Raw genomic sequence first — 22520 nt, 5'->3', positions numbered from 1 at the left:
CGTGCGCGGCGTCGAGCATCGGTCCGGCACAATGCGGTCATGGCCGAGAAGAGTCTGTGGATGCGTCAGGTGGAAGCACAACCGGGCCACTCGGCGTGGTACATCCAGCGGTTCCGCGACCTCGCTGAGCAGGGCCAGGATCTCGACGGCGAGGCCCGCTTGGTGGACGCGATGGTGCCGCGAGGATCCCGGGTGCTCGACGCCGGCTGCGGTCCGGGCCGGGTGGGCGCTGCGCTGGCCGACCGCGGCCACACTGTGGTGGGCGTGGACGTCGACCCGGCCCTGATCGAGGCGGCCGAACAGGACCATCCCGGGCCGACCTGGCTGGTCCAGGACCTCGCCGAGCTCGACCTGCCCGCGGCCGGTGTGACCGAGCCCTTCGACGCGCTGGTGTGTGCGGGCAACGTGATGACCTTCGTCGCTCCCAGCACCCGCCGGGCCGTCCTCACCAGCCTGCGCGCCGTCCTGCGGCCCGAGGGCCGGGCCGCGATCGGGTTCGGTGCGGAGCGCGGCTACCCGTTCGATGAGTTCTTCGCGGACGCGGAGGCGACCGGCTGGAGCGTCGACCTCAGGCTCTCCACCTGGGACCTGGTCGGCTGGACCCCGGAGAGCGGTTTCCTGGTCGCCCTGCTGCGCTGACTCGCACCGCGTCGCGGACTCCTCGACGGTCCCCTAGAGCGCGGAGCGTCCGGCGTGGTGCTCCCGATAGGGACGGTAGAGCCGGGCCAGGAAGGCCTCCAGTTCGGCAGCGGTGTCCTCGTCCATGGTGGGGAAGGAGAACGTCGCCTTGCCGGTGCGTCGCTTCCTGAACGCCGCCGAGGACCCGTCGAGCGTCTCCGGCCAGGTGTCCACCCCGATGGCGTACACGCTCACCTTCCGCGCGCTCCGTTGCACGGCCGCGAAGTAGTCGTGGGCCCCGGACCCGGGCCACCGCAGCGACGGCATGCCGTAGATCGTCGCCTCTTCCAGTTCGTCGCGGTATCGGTCGAGCAGCCGCCAGATCTCGGCCTCGACCGCATCCAGGTCAGCCATCACCACAGCCTAGTGAACGCCGCCCCAGGGCTCCGCCAGCTCACCCGACAGCCGCGGGATCACCTCGGCGCCGAACCGCCGCACCTGCGCGACGGCGTCCTCGACCGGCCAGACGTACACGGTCCCGACGCCCGCCTCGGCGTACCTCGCGAGCTTCTCTGCGCACTCCCCCGCAGGTCCCACCAGGACCTGCTCGGCCAGGGCGACCGGGTCGCGGTTCAGCATCGCCGCCAGCCCGGCCAGCATCGTCTGCGCCGTACCACGGCTCTCGGTGAGGTAGGTCCATGTCGTGGCGAGGGCGACCGGAACCGAGTCGTCGGACCGGCCCTCGGCCCGGAGCGCCGTCCGCAGCTCGGCGCGCCCGGCCGCAAGGCGCTGCGGGGTGGTGTTGTACGCCGAGGCCAACCACCCGTCCCCCAGCCGAGCGACCCGGCGCAGTCCGGCAGCCGAGCCCCACGAGCCGATCCACACCGCGACCGGCCGGTCCGGCCGAGGCGCGAACCCCTCCGGCAACTCGTAGAAGCGCGGAGCGACCGGCGCCGGGCCCCCGGCCAACAGCGCGCGCAGCACCACGACCGCCTCGTCGAATCGCTGCCAGCGCTCCTCGAACCGCAGTCCGACGGCGGCGTGATCCTCGGGTGAGGATCCGGCCCCGACCCCGAGCACGAACCGTCCTCCGGACAGGTCAGCCAGAGCCGCGGCCGCCTTGGCCAGCGCGATCGGCCCGCGGATGACCGGCAGCGCCACGGTGGTGGCCAGGGTGAGGTCTGCACTCCGCTCGGCCAGACTGGCCAACGCCACGATCCCGTCGAGCCACGGCCTGCGGAAGAGCAGATGGTCGTTGGCCGAGACCGAGTCGAAGCCGGCCGCGCGGGCCGCTTCGAGGTAGTGGCTCAGCGGCCGCGCCGCGGCCGGGTCGAGATCGAGCAGCGGCAGGTGCGCCCCGAACCTCATCCTCCGCACCCTACGCCGCCCGAGGCCACCCGAGGCCACCCGAAACCGCCCCTGCTTCCCGCGCACCTGGCTGAGGTCGTCGACCCGGGCCTCGAGGACTCACGTCAGTCCAGCGACCCGTTCCGCCGGCGAGTGGACGGCCTCCGCCGAGGCTCCGGGCCGTCGTGCCGAGGAAACGCAGAGAGCCGGACCCGTAGGTCCGGCTCTCTGCTTCGATCCGGTGGAGCTGAGGGGACTCGAACCCCTGACCCTCTGCATGCCATGCAGATGCGCTACCAGCTGCGCCACAGCCCCGGGACGGCGCTTGCGCACCGACGTGTCGAAGTATTCCAGACCGCTCCAGCCACCCGCACACCGGGGTGGAGTCAGGAGCGGGCGTGCTCGGCGAGCAGGCCGATCCCGCGGATCAGACCACCTACCAGGTCCTGCTCGGCGAAGGAGCCGAGCATCTCCTGGACCGCGAGACCGACCTCCTGGTCGGTCAGCGTGCGGCGTACGTCGCCGCCGGTCACCACCTCGAGGGCACCGGCCACCGGGTCGACGAAGACCAGGACGGTGCGCGAGGGGGTCTTCAAGGTCTCATGCAGGCGAACGGCGTACGCGCGGGGCGGACCGTCCGCGGCCCCGAGGAAGACACTGAACTCGACCCTGGAGGTGAGCTCGGCCTTGCGGACGGCCTCCTCGAGGCGAAAACGCTCCGGCGAGGTCAGGGCACCGGAACGGCGATCGGCGATGGGCACAGGAATCAGAAACGCGCGCTCGCGCCGCCGGAGTCGGCGTGCTTGCCGCCCTCGGCCAACTCCGCGGTGCCGCTGCTGGGGCCACCGACCCAGGTGACCGACTCGGTGTCGACCCTGAAGCCCTCACCGCGCAGCAGCGAGGGCACCATCACGATCGCGCTGATCACCAGAGCGATGAGGATGGGCAGGCCCAGCACGATCCCGAGCAGCGCCAGCCAGCTCATCTCGTCCGGGTTGCTCCAGCCCTCCGGCACATCGGCGGAGGCGGGGGCGGCGAGGGCCGCGACCAGAACGAGGCCCGATCCAAGGGCGACGACGGCGCGGCGGAGGAAGGAGTGCGGCGTGCTCACGCGAGGCAGGATATCGGTTCGCCTCGCAGAACTCACCGCCGGCCGCCCCTCCCGGCCACCGCGGGCCGTCGAGGACTCGGCTCTGGCTTGCTCGGTGGGGATACTGGGCGCCATGTTGGAGCAGCTCGAACCCTGTACGCCGGACAGTATCTGCAGCACGGTGCAGGACTGGACCGGCAACCAGACCGTCGGCCAACTCGCGGAGATCCTGCTCGGCAAGCCGCTCACCGTGCTGATCCTGATCGTCTCCGCGGTCGTGGTCCGGTGGCTCCTGTTCAAGGTCGTCGACCGGGTGGTCAAGCAGGCCACCGCCCCCAGGAACTCCTCCGACAAGGGCGCGAAGGGATTCGGCCGGCTGCGCGGTGCGGAGGAGGACCCCGCCTATCAGGGCCGCCGGATCCAACGCGCCAAGACGATGGGGAACGTCCTCAAGAGCGTCATCACCGTCATCATCGCCGCGATCTTCGGGACGATGATCCTGTCCGCGATCGGGATCAACATCGCGCCGATCATCGCCAGTGCCGGAATCGTGGGTCTGGCCGTCGGCTTCGGTGCCCAGTCGCTGGTCAAGGACTACGTGTCGGGCATGTTCATGGTCTTCGAGGACCAGTACGGCGTGGGCGACGTCATCGACCTCGGCGAGGCGATCGGAACGGTGGAGGCGGTCACGCTCCGCGTGACCCGGCTACGAGCCCTGGACGGCACGGTCTGGTACGTCCCGAACGGCGAGATCCGCCGGGTGGGCAACATGAGCCAGAACTGGTCCTGCGCCGTGGTCGACATCAACGTCGGCTACCACTCGGATCTCGCCCGCGTAAAGCAGTTGCTCCAGGAGATCTCGCACGACCTGTGGAGCGACGAGGAGTACCGGGGCATCGTCGTCGAGGAGCCCACGGTGACCGGCGTCGAGGTGCTCGGACCCGACTTCGTGACAGTGCGCCTGTTGGTCAAGACGGCCCCGCTCGAGCAGTGGGAGATCGCCCGCGAGCTGCGCCAGCGGATCAAGACCCGCTTCGACTACGAGGGGATCGAGATCCCGCTCCCCCAGCGGGTGGTGTGGCATCGCGAGGAGCCGGACACCAAGTACGGCCTGCCCTCCGAGTCCGACCGGGCGATGGCCGGCCAGGCCACGCGGCACGGCAGCGGCGGGATCGACCGCGGCCGGGCGCCGCTCCACGACGGCGACTCCCCCGATGGGAACGACTGAGAGCAGGAACGACTGAGAGCGGGTACGACTGAGAGCGGGTACGACGAGGGGCCGCAGCCGGCAGGGCTGCGGCCCCTCGTCGTACCCCACCGGCGGGACGACGGACCTGGTGCCCCAGGTCCGTGGCACGCACCGGCGACGAGGCTCAGCTCAGGGCGGCATCCAGGGTGATGGTGGTGCCGGCGAGCGCCTGGGAGACGGGGCAGCCGGCCTTGGCGCCCTCAGCCAGCTCGACGAAGGTCGCGTTGTCGATGCCGGGCACGGTGCCGCGAACGGTGAGCTTGATGCCGGTGATCCCGGTGCCGGGGGTGAGCTCGACCGCCGCGGTGGTGGTCAGGCTGGTCGCCGGGGTGTCGTTCTTGGCCAGCGCGTTGGAGAAGGCCATCGAGAAGCAGGAGGAGTGCGCGGCCGCGATGAGCTCCTCGGGGCTGGTCTTGCCGTTGGCCTCCTCAGCCCGCGAGGGCCAGGAGACGTCGTAGGTGCCCAGACCTGAGGAGTCCAGGGTCACCTTGCCGGCACCCTCGAACAGGGTGCCCTCCCAGACGGTCGTGGCGTTGCGGATGGTGGGCATGGATGTTTCTCCCTCGATGATCGGTGAGCAGACACCCAGAGTCTTCCACGGCGAATATGTCGGGCAACCGGGTGCTCGGCACAATGGGCGGGTGACCTTCTACGACGAGATCGGCGGCGCCGACACGATCCGCACCATCGTCGCGAGGTTCTACGAGGGCGTCGCGGGGGACGAACTCCTCCGGCCGATGTACCCCGAGGAGGATCTCGGCCCTGCCGAGGAGCGTTTCTTCCTGTTCCTGTGCCAGTACTGGGGCGGTCCGACGACCTACTCCGAGACCCGCGGCCACCCACGTCTGCGGATGCGGCACTCGCCGTTCCCGGTGACCCCGGACGCAGCCGACCACTGGCTGCACCACTTCCGGGCCGGTCTCGACGCCGCGGATCTCACTCCTGAGCAGGATCAGCGGTTCTGGGAGTACGTCACCCACGCGGCCCAGTTCATGGTGAACACGCCGGTCTGAAAAAACTTCGATCCCGACGTAACGCTCCCGCCAGCCCGCGACAGGTAGAGGATGGAAAGCCTGTTCACCGGTGCGCACCGCGCATCCCGACCCGATTGAGCGATGACGAGTCAGCCGCCCCTCACCGAGCTCCGCGCCCATATCCCGGCGCTGGAGCCCGATCCGGTGCTGCTCGCTCAGTTGGTGGAGCTCAGCTCCGCCCCTCGACCGGCTCGTACGGCGGGAATCCGGGTTCTACTCGCGGCCACGGCTGTTGCCGCGGTCGCCTCGGTCTCGTGGCTCCTCGGAGCCACACCTGGGATCGAGTCCCCACTTGAACCCGCGGGTGGCCCCTCCATGGGCCCGTCCCTCCCGCCCTCGAGTCCGGATGGCGACGCCTCATCCCCTCGCGGCGCCATCCAGCGGGCGCCGGAGTCTACCGACCCCACGACGGTAGACCCCGGCGCCGGCATCTCGCGTTCAGCCCCGGCCGCACCCGAGGCGTCGTCGGATCCCCACACCGACGACGCCGAGCGGCCGGGGCAGGACGCGCCCTCACAGCACCAGGAAGCGCCTGCGACGCCACCGGACCCACCCGCGACCAAGGGGGGCGGACCGGAGGCAGCCACCGACCCCGGCAAGTCAGGCAAGTCCAGCAAGTCCGGTGAATCCCGCCACGGGTCCACCGGCTCGCGGGGGAACTCGACCATCGAACTTCCGGGGCAGAAACCCGATCCCCCGCGATCGAGCGGTGATCGCCACAGCGACGAGGGTGCCCGAGACCAGGATCACTGGGGCTCGGGCTGGAACTGGAACTGGCCCGATCAGGATTCGGACCACGATGACCACCGAGGGGACAACCACTCCGACGGATCGGACGAACAGAGCCGGGATCGAGATCCCGGCTCGCGGCATGCCTGGGAATGGCGATGGCGCGACACCGATCGACGAGGGTCGGACTATCCCTCCGCTGGGTCCCATGATTCAGTGAGGGACCGTGGCCACTGACGATGACCTCATCGCCGACGCGAAGAACGGCGACCCGGATGCCTGGCGAGCGCTCTATCGAGCCCACGCCGGGCGTCTTCTCGTCTGGCTGGAGACCCGCGGCTCCACCGACAGCATCGAGAGCGCCGAGGATCTCGCCTCGGAGGCCTGGCTGACCGCCGCCTCGAAACTGCGCACCTTCCACGGCACCTCCTCCGACTTCGCCGGCTGGCTCTTCGGGATCGCCCGCCACCTCGCGGCCAACTCCCGACGCAAGAGTGGACGTCGGCGGACCTCGCCGAGCGAGCACGCGGATCTGGTGGAACTGGGCGGCAGCGTGCCCGGCCCCGACTCGGTCGTGTCCGGTCAGGACTGGGTGCGCGCCACGCTCGCTTCCCTGCCGTCGCGCGAGCGCGACGTGATCTCGTGCCTGGAGGTCGTCGGGCTCGACGTAGCCGCGACCGCTGCGGCCCTCGGCACCAGCACGGTCTCCGTGCGGGTCACACGTCACCGAGCCCTCAAGCGTCTTCGCGCCACCACCCCAGAACCGCTCCCCCAGCTGACCTGACCCTCGCCCCGCTGCCCGGTCGGACGACCAGGATCAGCCGAGCCGCTCGAGGAAGGCGCGGGTCTCGGGGGTGGGCTCGATGCTCCGCCCGGTCGTCGGGTCGAAGAGCACCATCACGAAGCGCCCTCGGGCAAGTGCTCCGGCGCGGCCCTCGACCTGCGGGTCACGGATCTCGGCGTGCAGTTCCAGTGACCTGGTGCCCACCCGATGGACCCAGGTCCAGGTGTCGTAGGCGTCGGCGCGGAACAGGATCGGACGCCGATAGACGACATCGGTCTGCGCCACCACCATCGCCGGCCGCGGGACGTCGGCGCCGCCGGCCGCGATCGCGAGCGCCTTGATCCTGGCCTCCTGGAAGTATTCGAAGTACTTGACGTTGTTGACGTGGCCGTAGGCGTCGACGTCGGAGAAGCGGACACGCAGCGGATAGTGACCCGCCTCGCTACGTCGCGTCTCCCCGATCTGCACCCGCGGCCGGGGCGTTGGCTCCAGGTAGACCGCCAGCGACTCCCTCTCCCCGTGGGTGAGGCGGCGCGGCAGCTCGGTGCTGAAGATGTACGGCGCCAGAACGCTCGTCGCCCGTAGGTAGACGGTCCGCAGCCCGTCGGCGTCCTCGTGGAAGACCTCGTAGGCCATCGTGAAGGACGCCGCGTGGATCTCGGTCACCCAGGTCTCGATGCTGATCGGCCGGAAGCCGAAGGTGGCTGGGGCGACATAGGTGACCTGGTGCTCGGCGACCACCGTGCCCTCGGCGAGCCCGTCGGTCTGGGGACCACGGGCGTGGACACGCAGCATGTCCACCCGCGCCTCCTGCAGGTAGTCCACGTAGACCACGTTGTTGACGTGACCCAGCTGATCCATGTCGGCCCAACGCATCGGGCACTGGTAGAGGTGGCGCACGGGCTGATGGTGCCAGATCCCGGCGTACGACGGAGCATGTCGTGGCGTAGCGCACCCGCCGGTTGTGCCGGCCAACCAGTCCGGGCTCCGCACCCCCTCGAACGTGTGGGGCAGGTCACCTTTCAGCCCGGTCCGGATGACCCGGGATGGCCTAGGGTGACCAAGGTCCCAATCCCTGACTCGTACGGAGAGAACCCATGCCCGAGGCAGTCATCGTTTCCGCGGCACGCACCCCCATCGGCCGCGCGAACAAGGGGTCGCTCAAGGACTTCCGTCCCGACGACCTCGCCGCCTTCATCACCAGGACGGCCGTTGAGAAGGTGCCTGGCCTGGAACCGGACGCCGTCGACGACCTGCTCCTCGGCTGCGGGCTGCCCGGTGGCGAGTCCGGCAGCAACATGGGACGCGTGGTCAGCGTGCTGAACGGCTGGGACACCGTGCCGGGCGCGACCGTCACTCGTTACTGTTCCTCCTCGGTGCAGACGACCCGGATGGCCTTCCACGCGATCAAGGCGGGCGAGGGCGACGTGTTCATCTCCGCCGGCGTCGAGACCGTCTCCCGCTTCGCCAAGGGCACCTCCGACCACCTGCCCGACACCCAGAACCCGCTCTTCGCCGACGCGAAGGAACGTACGAAGGCATCCTCTGCGGCGAACACCCCGTGGCACGACCCGCGCAAGGACGGCCTGCTCCCCGACGTCTACATCGCGATGGGTGAGACCGCCGAGAACGTCGCCCAGCTCAAGGGCATCTCCCGGCAGGAGATGGACGAGTTCGGCGTCCGCAGCCAGAACCTCGCCGAGAAGGCGATCGCGGACGGCTTCTGGGCCCGCGAGATCACCCCGGTCACGCTGTCCGACGGCACCGTCGTCTCCGCCGACGACGGTCCTCGCTCGGGCGTCACCCTGGAGGCCATCAGCGGACTCAAGCCGGTCTTCCGCGAGGACGGCCGGATCACCGCCGGCAACTGCTGCGCGCTCAACGACGGCGCCGCTGCCGTGGTGATCATGTCCGACACCAAGGCCGCCGAACTCGGGGTCACCCCGTTGGCGCGGATCGTGTCCACGGGGGTGAGCGGCCTCTCCCCCGAGATCATGGGCCTGGGCCCGGTCGAAGCCACCAAGCAGGCGCTCCGGCACGCCGGCATGAGCATCAACGACATCGACCTGGTCGAGATCAACGAGGCGTTCGCCGCCCAGGTGATCCCGTCGTACCAGGAACTCGGGATCGACCTCGACCGGCTCAACGTGAACGGTGGCGCGATCGCGGTCGGGCACCCGTTCGGCATGACCGGCGCCCGACTCCAGAACACCATGCTCAACTCACTGGACTGGCACGACAAGAGCACCGGCCTGATCACGATGTGCGTCGGTGGCGGTCAGGGCATGGCGCTGATCCTTGAGCGGATCTGACCGCTGTCAGCCCTAAACTGAGAGCGTGAACGACTCGACACGCTGGCTCGAAGCCGATCAGCAGCGCTCCTGGCGGGCGCTGCTGATCGGTATGACACTCCTGCTGGACCGTCTCGACGATGACCTGCGCCGCGACTTCGACATCTCGCTGGGCGAGTACGAGGTGCTGGTGCGGCTCTCCGAGCGCGACGGCCAGATGCGGATGGCTCACCTGGCGGACTCGCTGGCCCACAGCCGTAGCCGTGTCACCCACACGATCACTCGGATGGAGAAGTCCGGTTGGGTCCGTCGCACCCAGACAGCCGAGGACGGACGCGGAGTGGTCGCTCAGATCACCGAGGAAGGCATGCGCATGCTCCGGCAGGCGGCCCCCTCGCATGTGGAGAGCGTGCGGTCCTACCTGGTCGACCTGGTCGGCACCGAGGACTACGAGGCCCTCGGGCGGGTGATGAACGTGGTGGCCGACAACCTCATCGCCCTCCACCCGCACATGGAGATCCGTCAGCCCGCGCCGGCCCCCTGAGTTCTCCGACCGTCACCTCAGCCGAGGGACACGAAGCCCCCACCGCGGATGATCCGGGTGGGGGCTTCGTCGTCGGCCGGCCGAGCGGTGGCTCTGCTCAGTCGCTGGTCAGTCGCGAGTCAGGCGGCGGTGCGTGACCCGGTGCGGCCGGGCGGCCTCCACACCGAGACGCTCGATCTTGTTCTCCTCATAGGAGGCGAAGTTGCCCTCGAACCAGAACCACTCGCCCTCGCTCTCCTCGGTGCCCTCCCAGGCCAGGATGTGGGTGGCCACCCGGTCCAGGAACCAGCGGTCGTGCGAGGTCACCACGGCGCAGCCGGGGAAGTCGAGCAGTGCGTCCTCCAGCGAGGAGAGCGTCTCCACGTCCAGGTCGTTGGTGGGCTCGTCGAGCAGCAGCATGTTGCCGCCCATCTTGAGGGTGAGGGCGAGGTTGAGCCGGTTGCGCTCACCGCCGGAGAGCACCCCGGACTTCTTCTGCTGATCGGGCCCCTTGAACCCGAACGAGGCGACGTAGGCCCGCGAGTTCATCTCGAAGTTGGCGACCTTGATGAAGTCGAGTCCGTCGGAGACGACCTCCCAGACGTTCTTCTGGGGGTCGATGCCGCCACGGCTCTGGTCGACGTAGGAGATCTTGACGGTCTGCCCGACGTTGAGTTCACCCGAATCGGGCTGCTCGGACCCCATGATCATCCGGTAGAGGGTCGTCTTGCCCACGCCGTTGGGGCCGACCACGCCGACGATGCCGGCGCGGGGCAGACTGAAGCTGATGTCGTTCCACAGGGTGCGGCCCTCGAAGCCCTTGACCAGCCCCTTGGCCTCCAAGACGACGTCCCCCAGCCGAGGACCGGCCGGGATGTTGATCTCCGCGGTGTCGATCTTGCGGGTGCGCTCGGCCTCCGCCGCCATCTCCTCATAGCGGGCCAGACGGGACTTGCTCTTGGTCTGCCGGGCCTTGGCGTTGGAGCGGACCCACTCCAGCTCCTTCTCCAGCATCCTGGCCCGCTTGGCGTCCTTCTGCCCCTCGATCTTGAGGCGCTCCTTCTTGGTCTCCAGGTAGGTGGAGTAATTGCCCTCGTAGCCGTGGATCTGGCCACGGTCGACCTCGGCGATCCACTCCGCGACGTTGTCGAGGAAGTACCGGTCGTGGGTGACGGCGAGGACGGCGCCCGGGTAGGCCTTCAGGTGGCCCTCCAGCCACTGCACGGACTCGGCGTCGAGGTGGTTGGTGGGCTCGTCGAGCAGGAGCAGGTCGGGCTGCTGGAGCAGCAGCTTGCACAGGGCGACCCGGCGGCGCTCTCCACCGGAGAGGTTGTCGACCAGTGACTCGGGCGGCGGGCAGCGCAGCGCATCCATCGCCTGCTCGAGCCGGGAGTCCAGATCCCACGCGTTGGCGTGGTCCAGGTCGGTCTGCAGGTCGCCCATCTCGGCGAGGAGGGTGTCGAAGTCGGCGTCGGGGTCTGCCATCTGCTCGGAGATCGCGTTGTAGCGGTCGAGCTTGCCCTTGATCTCGGCAACGGCCTCCTCGACGTTCTCCAGCACCGTCCTGCCCTCGGAGAGCGGCGGCTCCTGCTGGAGCATGCCGACCGTGCCGTCGGGGTCACGGATCACGTCGCCGTTGTTGGGCTGGTCGAGACCCGCCATCAGCTTGAGCAGCGAGGACTTGCCCATGCCGTTGGGGCCGACCACACCGATCTTGGCGCCGTGCAGGAAGGAGAGCGTGACATTGTCGAGAACGACCTTGTCACCATGCGCCTTGCGCACGTTGCGCAGGCTGAGGATGTATTCCGCCATGCCCCAAGGCTAGGGCACATCACCCAAGGTGAACGCGTCGGCGGCCTCCCCGGGACGGCCTGGCATGGTCGCGCTCACGCAGCCGTGCTGTCACCCCCGGGCACCCGCCAGTCCGAGACCGGATCGGCGGGCTGGACGGCCTCCTCCTCAGGGGCGGCTCGGGGCTCGCGCACCGGTTTGGTGAACACCGCTGTGCCTTTGCTGAGGTCGTGCCCCACCAGGTCGGCGTCGATCTCGTAGCTGGTCTGCTCGACGCCCTCGCTGTCGGTCCAGCTGTGCAGGGACAGCCGGCCCTGCACGATCACCGCATCGCCGGTGTGCAGCGAGGTCGCCACGTTGCCCGCGAGCCCCCGCCACGCGCTCACCGTGAACCACTGGGTCGGCGCATCGGACCAGCTCTCCGTGCGCCGGCTGTAGCGGCGCGGCGTAGCGGCCACCCGGAAACTGGCCACGTCGACCTCACCCGCGGCCCGCAGGGACACCTCGGCTCCGACGTACCCTCGCACCGTCACGATCGTCTCGTTCATCAGCTCTCCCCTCCGCTCCGCGCGGGCTACCCGGCGGCGCTGCACCATCGCTGTCGAGGTCAAGCTTCCGTGCTCTCGGCACCGAGCGCTCCCGGGACGCAGCGTGCTGGGGACAGGGGTGATCGACGGAGCCATTGTGGGTGCCGACCGGCCCGCGTGGGGCGCTGCCCGAGCCGGACCCTGTCGGCCGTTCAGCCGGTCGGACGCGGTCGACCCTTCAGCCCGGTCGGACCCAGCCAGCGCTCAGGCCGCGCCGACAGCCGGCCCGACGAGCGGTGGGGCCCAGCCAGCGCTCAGGGCGCCAACAGTCCGACCCAGCGAGCGGTCGTGCCCGGCCAGCGGTCAGGCCAGCGCCGCGTCGAGGCCTCGCCGAACCTCGGCGTAGGCCGCGAGCTCCTCCTGCACGGGCGTGATCACCAGCTCCTGGGAGACGTCGTGCACCCTGGCCCGCAGCCGCGCATCCGCGCGAGCCGCACGGGAGCGGGCGGTGCCGGCCACCAACAATCGACATCCCAGGGCCAGCACGATGCCCAGCAGCACGCCGCCGCCCAGCAGGATCAGGGGTACGGCGATGCCGCCGATCTGCGGCGTGCGGTCGCCGTCGCCCAGGCTGCCCGAGAGGAGGGCGGCCACCGACCAGACCAGTCCGCCGACGGCGACCAGGATCAGCAGCCACTGCAGCACCCGCACCAGGTGGGCCCACATGGGCAGCCGCTCGACGCCGAGGTCTGTGGAGCCGAGGGCGGCGTCGAGCCGGTCGCCGAGATCGTCGATCCGGGTGACGGAGGCGCGACGGATGGACTCCTGCCAGGGGGCGCCGAGTCCGGCGCCGGCGTCCTCGGCCAGCGCGCGGACCTCGGTGTCGACCCGGGCCCGCTGGACGGCGGTCGCCTCGGGCACGGACGTGCGGGGCGTGCCGGCCAGTTCCTTGCCGGCGGCACCCAGGTCGAGGTGGAGACGTTTGAGGGGGTCCGGCCGGAACCGGGACACCCAGGAGACCAACGGCCAGCCGGTGGCCCGGTGGGCACGGACGCGGGTGGCACGCTCGACCGCGTCGACCACGGTCGGCACGCCGGCCGCCTCGGCGATCGCGTCGTCCATCGCCTCGATCCGCTCGGGGGCCAGTCGACCGTTCGAGCCCGTGCCCGATGCCTCGCTGATCCTGGCCGCGGCGGCCTTGACGTCGGCTTCGAGCCGGGCCCGGGTGGCCTTCTTCTTCTCGACCCGGCGGGCGATCTCCTGCTTCAGCTCGGCGATCCCCCACTTCTCCCGCGCGCTCACCGCGATCACGGGCACCTGGGCGAGGCCGTCCTGGTCGAGCAACCGCCGGACGTCGCCCACCATCGCCTCGCGCCGGTCGGCCGGCACGGTGTCGATGTGGTTGAGCACCACGACCATCACCTCGGCATGGGTGCGCAGCGGCTCGAGGTAGCGGTCGTGGATGGCGGCATCGGCGTACTTCTGCGGGTCGAGGACCCACACCAGCATGTCGGCGAGGTCGACCAGCCGGTCGACCTCGAGGTGGTGGGAGACCTCGGTGGAGTCGTGGTCGGGCAGGTCCAGCAGCACGACGCCGTCAAGCTCGTTGCTCTCCCGTCGGGTGTCGAGCATCGAGTCGCGGGTGGTCTGGTGGCGCTCCGGGATGCCGAGCCACTCGAGCAGCTCGCTCGCCCCGGCGGAGCCCCAGACGCACGCCGTCGCCCACGAGGTCGTGGGCCGGCGGACACCGACGGCGGACAGCTCCAGGCCGGTCAACGCGTTGAAGGTGGACGACTTGCCCGAACCCGTGGCCCCGGCGATGCCGACGACGGTGTGGTCGGCGGAGAGTCGCAGTCGGCTGCCGGCCCGCTCCGCCACCGCTCGGGCCGACTCGACCAGCTCGTCGTCGAGGCGGCCCTGGGCCGCCTGCGTCGCAGTGGCCAGTCCGTCGATCCGGTCGCCGATGTCGGTGCCCCTGGTGACCAGGTTCTTGGCGCCCTGAAGCAACGAGGTCATGGTCTCCCTGTGTCGTGAGAAGTCGTCACTTCAGTCTAGTGTGCTGAGGCGCCAGCACCCGGATCGAGATGACTGCCTCCGTCATGGCGCCGGGCCTCGAACCGAGCGTCGTCGACCCGCCGCGCCGCATCACGCAGGCGGGTGGCGGCGCCCTCCACGAACCCGAGGTCGTCGACCAGTTCGGTGTAGCGCGACAGTTCGGCGTCGAGCAGCGCCCGGATCCGATCCTCGAGGTCCGCACGGGCGCGCTCCTGCAGACGGCGCACCGCCTGGTCGCCGAAGACCGCTTCGAGCAGCTTCTGGCCGAGTACGGCGGAGCCGCCGGCGATCCCGACCTCGGTGCCGGTCACGCCCCCGGTCGAGGAGAACACCACGACCATGAGCGCCACCGCGAGCCCGTTCACCCCGGCCGCCAGGAAGCGGGCCGTGGAGCGCTTGTCCTGGCCCTCGGACCTGACCATCTCCAAGACGCCGGCCTGCCAGTCGCGGACGGCGCGTTCGGCCCGCCGGCGCAGGTCCCGGGAGGCCCGGCCGAGGTCCTGGGAGCTCCCCTGCAGCAGGCCGCGCCCGGCGGCGAGCTGCTGCCAGGCGGCCTCGGCCCGCTCGGCGGCGGCCTCGGCGTGCTCGAGGACGAGAAGCTCCAGTCCGGACTCGACCGCGATCTGGGCGCGTTCGGCCTGCTGTGGTTTGCCCTTGAAGGTGTTGACCACCTTGTCCCGCAGCCAGCCGACCTTGGTCTCCAGCGAGCGCAGGAGCTCCCCCGTGCCGACGAACTCCTGCCACCTGGCCAGCACCTCACCGCGCAGCAGGGTGCCGTCGGAGGTGGCTTCGACGAGCCGGTCGGTGGAGGTGGCGTACGCGTCCACCGCGTCGGCCTTCAGCTGCCGGGCGGCCTCTCGCTGGTCGAGTTCGGCCTCCACGAGCGGGTGGGTGCGCTGGGTCACCGACCGGACGGTGCCCTCGAGGGTCTGCTGCACCACCGCCTGTCGGGCACCGGAGTCCTCGGCGAGCATGTCCAGCCAGCCGCGCACCTCGGCGACGTGGTCGGACGGGAGCAGACCGTCCTCGCTCACTGCCCCTTCGCGGACGATGAACAGCGGGCTGTCCTTGAGCCCGCGCGAGGCGAGCATCCGGGCCAGGTGGGTGGCCACCGTCCCCACGGCGTCCTCGGGGGTGCGGTCGAGTACGACGGCCACTGCCGTGGTGCGTTCGGCCGCCTGCTTGAGGAAGCCCCAAGGCACCTGGTCGGCGTACCGTGCCGCTGAGGTGACGAAGATCCACAGGTCAGCGGCTGCGAGCAGTTGGGCGGCGAGCACCCGGTTGCGCTCCTCGACCGAGTCGACGTCGGGCGCGTCGAGGATCGCCAGGCCTGCCGGCATCCCCGGATCGGCGACCAGTTGGAGCGCGTCGGGGTCGTTGGTGGCGTGGGTGACCCGCTCGAGGTCGGGCAGCAGGCGGTCCTGTCCGAACCAGCCGGCCTCGTCCGGATGGTGCACCAGGACCGGCGACCGGGTGGTGGGGCGCAGCAGTCCGGGCGTGGTGACCTTACGTCCCACCAGCGAGTTGACCAGCGTCGACTTGCCCGCGCCCGTGGACCCGCCGACCACGGCGAGGAGGGGGGCGTCGAGGGTCATCATCCGCGGGATGACGTAGTCCTCGAGCTGGGCGACCAGCTCGCTCAGCGACTGCCGCTGCCGGTCGGATCCGGGCAGGTCGAGCGGGAGGGAGACCTGCTGCAGGGCCTGCCTCATCCGCACCAGCGCGGTGACCATCCGGGTGGTGTCACCGTCGGACTGCTCGTGCGGGTGCGGCCGGTGCGAGGCGGCCGGCCGCGCCGGCGTCCTGGTCTGCTCCGGCGTCTGCGGCTCGGTGGGCTCCAGGGTGGGCTCCTTGGTGGTGGACGGACGTGGATGCTGAGGGTGGCCGGGGTCGGAACGCGGCGTCATCTGATGGGTACCACCTGTCCCGGGAAGGCGAGGAGCGGACGCACCGCCCCGATCCTGGCAATGTATTCCCCACCGCGGACCGCGAAGTCGGGTGGCGGGGTGCCGCGGAGGTAGCGGTGGTGCAGGTAGCCGAGCTCGATGACGGTCTGCTGGTAGTCGCGCATCGCCCGCTCGGCGCCCGGCCCGCCCCGCTGGCGGGCATAGCGCCGGGCGTACCTGCGGGCCCGGAGGTCGACCATCCAGCCGATGTCGGTGCTCGGGACGAGTCCGCGCCGGGCCGCGTCGTGCAAGGACGCCGCCAGCAGCCGACGCTCGCTGATCCGGGTCCAGACGGCCAATCCGGTCATCCCGCAGAAGGCCGGCAGCATCAGCACGGCGTAGACCACGAGGAAGCCGGGCACCCCGCTGCCCGCGCCGATCAGGGTCGAGGAGTTCCAGGCGGCGTGGGCGATCACGGCGAGGGCGTACCCGCCGAGCGGGGCCAGCCAGCGCACCCAGCGCTGCCGCGACATCACGGCGATGCCGATGCCGATGCCGATGAAGGCGGTGAAGAAGGGATGGGCGAACGGGCTGAACAGGCAACGCACCACGAAGGTGGCGGTCAGCCCTCCGACCGGGCTCATCCCCGACGACTCGCTCTCTGCGTAGGCGGTCGCGAGGTAGAGGATGTTCTCGGTGAAGGCGAAGCCGATCCCGAGCATGCCGGCGTACACGATGCCGTCGAGGATGCCGTCCAGGGTGTCACGCCGCCACCACAGCAGCAGGAACAGGAACGCCCCCTTGGCGGCCTCCTCGACGATCGGAGCCCACAGCGCCAGCGAGTGCGCCTCGGAGACGTCGAAGACCAGACCCCCGATGCCGTGCACCAGGAAGGTCGCGACCACCGCGACCACGGCACCCCAGGCGAGGGCGAGGCCGAGCAGCCCGCGGGGCTCGGGTTCGTAGCGATCCAGCCACAGGAAGCAGGCGACCAGTGGGACCACCGGGACCAGCGCGGCCACCACGGCGAGCATCGCCGCCAGCGGGGCCAGGGCCGCGCCCACGACCAGCATCAGCAGCACCGGGAGCGCACACACGCCCACGATGACGGCCACCGTCACGGTGAACGCCAGATTGCTGCGCGACCGGCTGACCCCCATGCCGCTCAGCCTATCGGCCGGTGCGCCCGGTTCCTTCTTCGTGAGGTACGCGCGCGGATCGCGCGCGCGTACAGTGGCTCGGGTGAGCGCCTCCGAGAAGCCCGACCCGTCCAGCACCTCCGACGCCGCCCAGCAGGAGCACACCGAGTCGCACGACCCGACCGTGTCCGAGGCCTGGTCGGAGTTCATGCGGCAGGGCTGGGGCGAGCGCGAACTCGACCTCCCGCCCCACCCGATCACGACGTACGCCGCGGCCCGGCGGGCCAGGCTCGCCGAGGCGTTCCCGGGCGAGCGCCTGGTGCTCCCGGCCGGCACCTACAAGGTGCGGTCCAACGACACCGACTACCGCTTCCGGCCCGACACGGCGCACACCTACTTCACCGGCAACCTCACCTCCGACGCCACGCTGGTGATCGAGCCCGACGGCTCCTCGGTGCTCTTCGCCCGGCCACGCTCCAGCCGCGAGAGCGACGAGTTCTTCCGTGACCGGCAGTACGGCGAGCTGTGGGCCGGCCGGCGGCCCTCGGCCAAGGAGATGAGCGACTCACTCGGCCTGGAGGTGCGGCACGTCGACGACCTCGCCTCCGCCCTCACCTCGGGCACGAAGACCCGGGTGCACCGTGGTGTCTCGGCGTACGTCGACGGCCTCGTCGCGGGCGACGAGGGCCAGGACGGCGAGCTCGCCCGGGTGGCCTCGGAGATGCGGCTGATCAAGGACGAGTGGGAGCTGGCCCAGCTCCAGGAGGCCTGCGACATCACCACGCTCGGCTTCACCGACTCGGTGCGGGAGTGGAAGCAGGTGCTGGAGTTCGGCGAGCGCTGGATCGAGGGCACCTTCTTCCGCCGAGCCCGGGCGATGGGCAACGACATCGGCTACGACTCGATCGTGGGCGGGGGCAAGCACGCCACCACGCTGCACTGGATCGAGAACAGCGGCCCGATCACCCCCGGCGAGCTCGTGCTGCTCGACATGGGGGTGGAGGGGCACAACCTCTACACCGCCGATGTCACCCGCACCCTGCCCGTCGACGGCACCTTCACCCCGCTCCAGCGCGACCTGTACGACCTGGTCTTCCGCGCCCAGGAGGCGGGCATCGCCGCGATCCGTCCCGGCGAGCCGTTCCGGGCCGGCCACAACGCCGCGGTCACCGTGTTGGCGCACGGGCTGGAGGACATGGGTCTGCTGCCCGTCTCCGCCGAGGAGGCGCTCGAGGAGAGCAGCAAGGTCTACTCGCGCTGGACCCTGCACGGCGTGAGCCACATGCTCGGCATGGACGTCCACGACTGCGGCAACGCTGCCCCCGAGTCGTACTCGCACGGCACCCTGGCCGAGGGGATGGTCCTCACCGTGGAGCCCGGCCTCTACTTCCAGGAGGACGACCTGCTGGTGCCCGAGGAACTGCGCGGGATCGGCATCCGGATCGAGGACGACATCCTGGTCACGGCCGACGGCCCGAAGAACCTCTCCGACTCGCTCCCCCGCACCTCCGCCGACGTCGAGGAGTGGATGGGGCAGTATCTCTGACCCCGCCGGAGGGGCCCGGGTTCAGGTCTCCGTCGGCTCGGCCCGCCCGGTGTCCGACTCATGCACCAGGTGCAGGTAGCTCATGTGCCGCTCGTACTGGTCCAGCACGTCGCCGGCCACCTGGTCGCGGGAGTAGCCGTTGACGCTGTACCCCTGGGTGCCCTCTGCCAGGTAGACCTCGGTGCGGTAGTAGCGCTCGGTGCTGACCCGCCCCTTCGCGAAGGTCGGTGCCCGGGCGGGGATCGGCGCCAGGTGGTAGATGAACGCGGGTTCCTCCCCCAGGGCCACGGTCAGCTGGAGCCCCGGCAGTACCGAGCCCGCCGAGGTGGCCGGCTCGCACTCGACCACCGTGGCCTCCAGCCCGTGCTGGTCGAACTCCGCGGCGACCTGCTCCAGGGCGGGGCGGGCGACCTGTACCAGGAAGCGCTCGGTGTCGCGTTGGCTCGGATAGGTGAAGGTACGCCGCAGTCGTTGGGCCGCGGACAAGTGCGTGCCGTCCACCGCGTGGGCCCTGGCCACCGAGATCTGGCCCGGCAGCGAGACCCGAAGGCTCTCGGTCTTGAGCCCTTCGAGTCGGAGAGCTCGGTACAGGCCGATCGCGACCAGGGCGAGCACAAAGGAGAAGGGCAACCCCATGATCACGGTGATGTTGGTGAGTTGGGTGAGCCAGTTCTCCCCGCCGGCCACGAGCATGGCCAGGGTGAGGACGCCGATGGCGAGGGACCAGAAGATCCGCACGGGAATGGTGCAGTCGGCCATCGGGTGGGGCAGTCGGGAGGTGAAGTTGCCCATCACCAGCGCCCCCGAGTCCGCCGAGGTGACGTAGTACAAGAAGCCGGTGAGCGTGGCCACCGCGATGATCAGGCCGGCTCCGGAGTACTGATCCAGGAACGTGTAGAAGCCGACCGCACCGTCACCGTAGGTGAGTTCACCGAACTCGGCGTTGCCACCCCGGATCTCGCGGATCGCGCTGTTGCCGAAGATGGAGACCCACAGCAGGATGAACCCGAAGGGGATCATCATCACCCCGACCAGGAACTGCCGGATGGTCCGGCCGCGCGAGATCCGGGCCAGGAAGAGACCGACGAAGGGCGACCAGGCCACCCACCACGCCCAGAAGAACAGGGTCCACAGGCCCTTCCAGGCGGTCACCGTGGTCGCTGGGTCGCCCGACACGGTGGCTCCCTCGGCGTCGAGATAGGCCATCGTGTCAAGGCTCATCCCCGGCAACCGGCTGGCATAGTCGCCGAGGTTCATCACCAGTGAGTTGAGCAGGAACGAGGTGTTGTCGGCGAAGAGGATGAACAGCATCAGCGCGACCGAGAGCAGGACGTTCAACTCGGAGAGCCGACGGATGCCCTTGTCCACCCCCGAGACCGCCGAGGCCGTGCCCAGGACGACGGCCGCGACGATCAGCCCGACCTGCGCCCCTCTGCCGACCGGGATGTCGAACATCACGTTCAACCCGACGTTCAGCAGGGCGATGCTGATCCCCAGCGAGGTGGCGATGCCGAAGATCGTGCCGATGACCGCGGCCAGGTCCACGGCGTCCCCCACGGCGCCGTGGATCCGCCGCCCGAAGATCGGGTAGAGCGCGGAGCGGATCGAGAGCGGCAGCCCGTGCCGGAAGGCGAAGTAGCCCAGCGCCATGCCGAGAACGGCGTACATCGCCCAACCGGAGATGCCGTAGTGGAACAGCGTCCAGGTGACCGCCTCGCGGGCGGCCTCGGGGTTCCCGCCCTGGGCGTCGGGCGGGTGGAGGTACTGGGCGACCGGCTCGGCGACGGAGTAGAACATCACGTCGGCCCCGATGCCGGCCGCGAAGAGCATGGCGGTCCAGGTGAACAGGTTGAACTCGGGCCGGGACTCCTCAGGACCCAGGCGGTACCTGCCGTACTTGGAGAGGCAGACCACGACGACGAAGACGATCAGGACGGCGGCCAGCGCGAAGTACCACCAGCCGAAGTAGCTGGAGATCCAGGTGACCACCGTCGAGGTGAGGTCGTAGGCCCAATCGGGCGCGATCAGGCTCACGACGGCCACGACCGCCACCAGCGCGGCCGCTCCGACGAAGACCGGGACGTTGAGGACGGCCCTGGCATCTGCGGAGACGTGACCCTCGGGCGGGGCTCCCAGTGGGGTCCGGAACGGATCGGAGGAATGCTGGCTCATCGCGGCTCACTCCTGGTTGCGCGGGTCGCCCGGCGGGTAGAGCGGCAGACCGCTCCGGTGCCGGTAGTAGGGCACCTCCACCGCGGCGAGGGGGGTGTTGCCGGCGATCAGATCGGCCGCCTTCTCGGCCACCATCATCACGGGGGCGTAGATGTTGCCATTGGTGACGTAGGGGAAGACGCCGGCGTCGACGACGCGCAGCCCCTCGGTCCCGTGCACCTTCATCGTGGTCGGATCGGTGACCGCCAGCTCGCCGGTGCCCATCGCGGCCGTGCAGGAGGGGTGCAGGGCGGTCTCGGCATCCCGTGCGACCCAGTCCAGGATCTCGTCCTCGCTCTCGACCGAAGGGCCGGGTGAGATCTCGCCGTCGTTGAACGGGTCGAACGCCGGCTGGTTGAGGATCGACCGGGCCGTCCGGACCGCCTCCACCCATTCACGCCGGTCGTTGGGCGTCGAGAGGTAGTTGAACAGCATCGAGGGGTGCACCCGCGGATCGGTGCTCCTGATCCGGACGTGGCCCCGGGTGTCGGCGTACATCGGACCGATGTGCACCTGGTAGCCGTGCCCCTCGATCGAGGAGCTGCCGTCGTAGCGGATCGCGATGGGCAGGAAGTGGAACATCAGGTTGGGCCAGTCCACCTCCTCGTTGGAGCGGGCGAAGCCGCCGCCCTCGAAGTGGTTGGACGCGCCCAGCCCCCTGTGCCCGAAGAGCCACTGCCAGGCGATCTGCGGACGCCGGTGCCAGGCCAGGCCGGGAGCGATCGAGACCGGCTCCTTGCAGGCGTACTGGATGTAGACCTCGAGATGGTCCTGGAGGTTCTCGCCGACTCCCGGCAGGTGCGTCACGACGGGTACGTCGTACGCCCCCAGCAGGTGCTGGTCGCCGACCCCGCTGAGCTGGAGCAACTGGGGGGTGTTGATCGCTCCCCCGCAAAGGATCACCTCGCCGGCCTCGACCCCCTTCGGCCGACTGGCCCGGCCGAGGCCGCGGACGTAGTCGAGCCCCACCGCGCGCGGGGTCTCCCCGCGTCGATCGAACCGGATCCTGGTGACGAAGGCGAAGGTCTCCACGCGGAGGTTCTTCCGGTACTTCACCGGATGCAGGTAGGCCCTGGCCGCCGACCAGCGCCGGCCGTTGTTGACGTTGCGATCGAAGGGGGCGAACCCCTCCTGGCGGTAGCCGTTGACGTCGTCGGTCCGCGGGAAGCCGGCCTGCTCGGCCGCCTCGAAGAAGGCACGGAAGAGTGGGTTCACCGCCGGTCCCTGCTCGAGGTGCAGTGGGCCGCTGCCGCCACGCCAGCGGTCGGCACCCGACGTACCGTCGGCCAGGAAGCGGCTCTCCATCCGCTTGAAGTACGGCAGGCAGTGCAGGTAGTCCCAACTCTCCATGCCCGGGTCGGACGCCCAGCGCTCGTAGTCCATCGGGTTGCCCCGCTGGAAGATCATGCCGTTGATCGAACTCGATCCACCCAGGACCTTGCCTCGGGCGTGGTAGATCCTCCGATCGCCCATGTGCGGCTCGGGGTCGGTCTCGTAACCCCAGTCGTAGAACCGGCTGCCGATCGGGAACGGCAGCGCCGCCGGCATGTGGATGAAGGGGTCGATCCGGTAGTCGCTGTGCCCCGCCTCCAGGACGAGCACACTGGTGCCCGGGTCCGCGCTCAGCCGGTTGGCGAGCACGCTTCCGGCGGACCCGCCGCCCACGATCACGTAGTCGAACCGCTGGCCCATGCTCTGGT

20 protein-coding genes and 1 tRNA gene are annotated in these 22520 nt (G+C 70.1%); 7 read left to right on the top strand and 14 right to left on the bottom strand.

Annotated features, from left to right (window positions below):
* The first annotated feature begins 39 nt into the window (after positions 1-39).
* Positions 40-639 (top strand): class I SAM-dependent methyltransferase, encoded by a 600-nt coding sequence (locus G515_RS0107365; RefSeq protein ID WP_028659636.1) that lies wholly within the window; start codon positions 40-42, stop codon positions 637-639.
* A 33-nt stretch (positions 640-672) separates the two neighbouring features.
* Here G515_RS0107365 and G515_RS0107360 read toward each other — a convergent pair whose 3' ends face one another.
* The 5 genes from G515_RS0107360 to G515_RS0107340 all read right to left on the bottom strand — a co-directional run bounded on the left by G515_RS0107360 (position 673) and on the right by G515_RS0107340 (position 3076).
* Complete coding sequence (locus tag G515_RS0107360; RefSeq protein ID WP_157571039.1) at positions 673-1032, bottom strand: hypothetical protein; 360 nt, start codon at positions 1030-1032, stop codon at positions 673-675.
* 9 nt (positions 1033-1041) lie between these two features.
* On the bottom strand, positions 1042-1986 hold the full coding sequence (locus tag G515_RS22570) for an LLM class flavin-dependent oxidoreductase (RefSeq protein WP_051217986.1): 945 nt from the start codon (positions 1984-1986) through the stop codon (positions 1042-1044).
* 221 nt (positions 1987-2207) lie between these two features.
* Positions 2208-2280, bottom strand: a tRNA-Ala gene (locus G515_RS0107350).
* Between the two features lie 71 nt (positions 2281-2351).
* Entirely contained in the window at positions 2352-2726 is a 375-nt protein-coding gene (locus G515_RS0107345) for a DUF5130 family protein (RefSeq protein ID WP_028659634.1), read from the bottom strand.
* Between the two features lie 5 nt (positions 2727-2731).
* Positions 2732-3076, bottom strand: a complete 345-nt coding sequence (locus G515_RS0107340) for a hypothetical protein (protein WP_028659633.1) — start codon at positions 3074-3076, stop codon at positions 2732-2734.
* A 112-nt stretch (positions 3077-3188) separates the two neighbouring features.
* Between G515_RS0107340 and G515_RS20040 the strand changes: the two genes are divergently transcribed.
* Positions 3189-4283: a mechanosensitive ion channel family protein gene (locus tag G515_RS20040; protein WP_084653262.1), complete on the top strand. Its 1095-nt coding sequence runs from the start codon at positions 3189-3191 to the stop codon at positions 4281-4283.
* A 145-nt stretch (positions 4284-4428) separates the two neighbouring features.
* Here the strand turns inward: G515_RS20040 and G515_RS0107330 are convergent, their stop codons facing one another.
* Positions 4429-4854 carry an OsmC family protein gene (locus G515_RS0107330; protein WP_028659632.1) on the bottom strand — a complete coding sequence of 142 codons (426 nt, stop codon included), beginning with the start codon at positions 4852-4854 and terminating at the stop codon, positions 4429-4431.
* 91 nt (positions 4855-4945) lie between these two features.
* Between G515_RS0107330 and G515_RS0107325 the strand changes: the two genes are divergently transcribed.
* Entirely contained in the window at positions 4946-5317 is a 372-nt protein-coding gene (locus G515_RS0107325) for a globin (RefSeq protein ID WP_028659631.1), read from the top strand.
* 976 nt (positions 5318-6293) lie between these two features.
* Complete coding sequence (locus G515_RS0107320) at positions 6294-6851, top strand: RNA polymerase sigma factor (RefSeq protein ID WP_028659630.1); 558 nt, start codon at positions 6294-6296, stop codon at positions 6849-6851.
* Between the two features lie 33 nt (positions 6852-6884).
* Here G515_RS0107320 and G515_RS0107315 read toward each other — a convergent pair whose 3' ends face one another.
* Positions 6885-7751 (bottom strand): acyl-CoA thioesterase, encoded by an 867-nt coding sequence (locus G515_RS0107315; protein WP_028659629.1) that lies wholly within the window; start codon positions 7749-7751, stop codon positions 6885-6887.
* Positions 7752-7948: 197 nt separating this feature from the next.
* On the opposite strand from G515_RS0107315, the gene G515_RS0107310 reads away from it, so the two are divergent.
* Positions 7949-9163: an acetyl-CoA C-acetyltransferase gene (locus G515_RS0107310; RefSeq protein ID WP_028659628.1), complete on the top strand. Its 1215-nt coding sequence runs from the start codon at positions 7949-7951 to the stop codon at positions 9161-9163.
* A gap of 25 nt (positions 9164-9188) precedes the next feature.
* The gene (locus tag G515_RS0107305; protein WP_028659627.1) at positions 9189-9686 is read left to right on the top strand and encodes a MarR family winged helix-turn-helix transcriptional regulator; all 498 of its coding nucleotides are present in this window, start codon (positions 9189-9191) and stop codon (positions 9684-9686) included.
* Positions 9687-9794: 108 nt separating this feature from the next.
* Here the strand turns inward: G515_RS0107305 and ettA are convergent, their stop codons facing one another.
* From ettA to G515_RS0107280, 5 genes are all read right to left on the bottom strand, one after another.
* On the bottom strand, positions 9795-11477 hold the full coding sequence (gene ettA / locus G515_RS0107300; RefSeq protein ID WP_028659626.1) for an energy-dependent translational throttle protein EttA: 1683 nt from the start codon (positions 11475-11477) through the stop codon (positions 9795-9797).
* A 74-nt stretch (positions 11478-11551) separates the two neighbouring features.
* Positions 11552-12004, bottom strand: coding sequence for a single-stranded DNA-binding protein (locus G515_RS20035; RefSeq protein ID WP_051217985.1), 453 nt, complete (start codon positions 12002-12004; stop codon positions 11552-11554).
* Between the two features lie 342 nt (positions 12005-12346).
* Complete coding sequence (locus tag G515_RS0107290) at positions 12347-13999, bottom strand: YfjP family GTPase (protein ID WP_051217984.1); 1653 nt, start codon at positions 13997-13999, stop codon at positions 12347-12349.
* A gap of 35 nt (positions 14000-14034) precedes the next feature.
* The gene (locus tag G515_RS23905; protein WP_281168290.1) at positions 14035-15945 is read right to left on the bottom strand and encodes a dynamin family protein; all 1911 of its coding nucleotides are present in this window, start codon (positions 15943-15945) and stop codon (positions 14035-14037) included.
* The gene (locus tag G515_RS0107280; protein WP_028659624.1) at positions 15942-17084 is read right to left on the bottom strand and encodes a PrsW family intramembrane metalloprotease; all 1143 of its coding nucleotides are present in this window, start codon (positions 17082-17084) and stop codon (positions 15942-15944) included. The genes G515_RS23905 and G515_RS0107280 overlap by 4 nt, the downstream gene beginning before the upstream one ends.
* Before the next feature lie 82 nt (positions 17085-17166).
* On the opposite strand from G515_RS0107280, the gene G515_RS20025 reads away from it, so the two are divergent.
* Positions 17167-18609 (top strand): aminopeptidase P family protein, encoded by a 1443-nt coding sequence (locus tag G515_RS20025; protein ID WP_051217983.1) that lies wholly within the window; start codon positions 17167-17169, stop codon positions 18607-18609.
* A 21-nt stretch (positions 18610-18630) separates the two neighbouring features.
* On the opposite strand, the gene betT is transcribed toward G515_RS20025, so the two are convergent.
* Positions 18631-20781 carry a choline BCCT transporter BetT gene (gene betT / locus G515_RS20020; protein WP_084653256.1) on the bottom strand — a complete coding sequence of 717 codons (2151 nt, stop codon included), beginning with the start codon at positions 20779-20781 and terminating at the stop codon, positions 18631-18633.
* Between the two features lie 6 nt (positions 20782-20787).
* The gene (gene betA / locus G515_RS20015) at positions 20788-22512 is read right to left on the bottom strand and encodes a choline dehydrogenase (RefSeq protein WP_036554747.1); all 1725 of its coding nucleotides are present in this window, start codon (positions 22510-22512) and stop codon (positions 20788-20790) included.
* Positions 22513-22520: the final 8 nt, after the last annotated feature.

This window comes from Nocardioides insulae DSM 17944 (assembly GCF_000422825.1).
GTDB lineage: Bacteria > Actinomycetota > Actinomycetes > Propionibacteriales > Nocardioidaceae > Nocardioides > Nocardioides insulae.
This window is presented reverse-complemented; position numbering and strand designations above follow the sequence as displayed.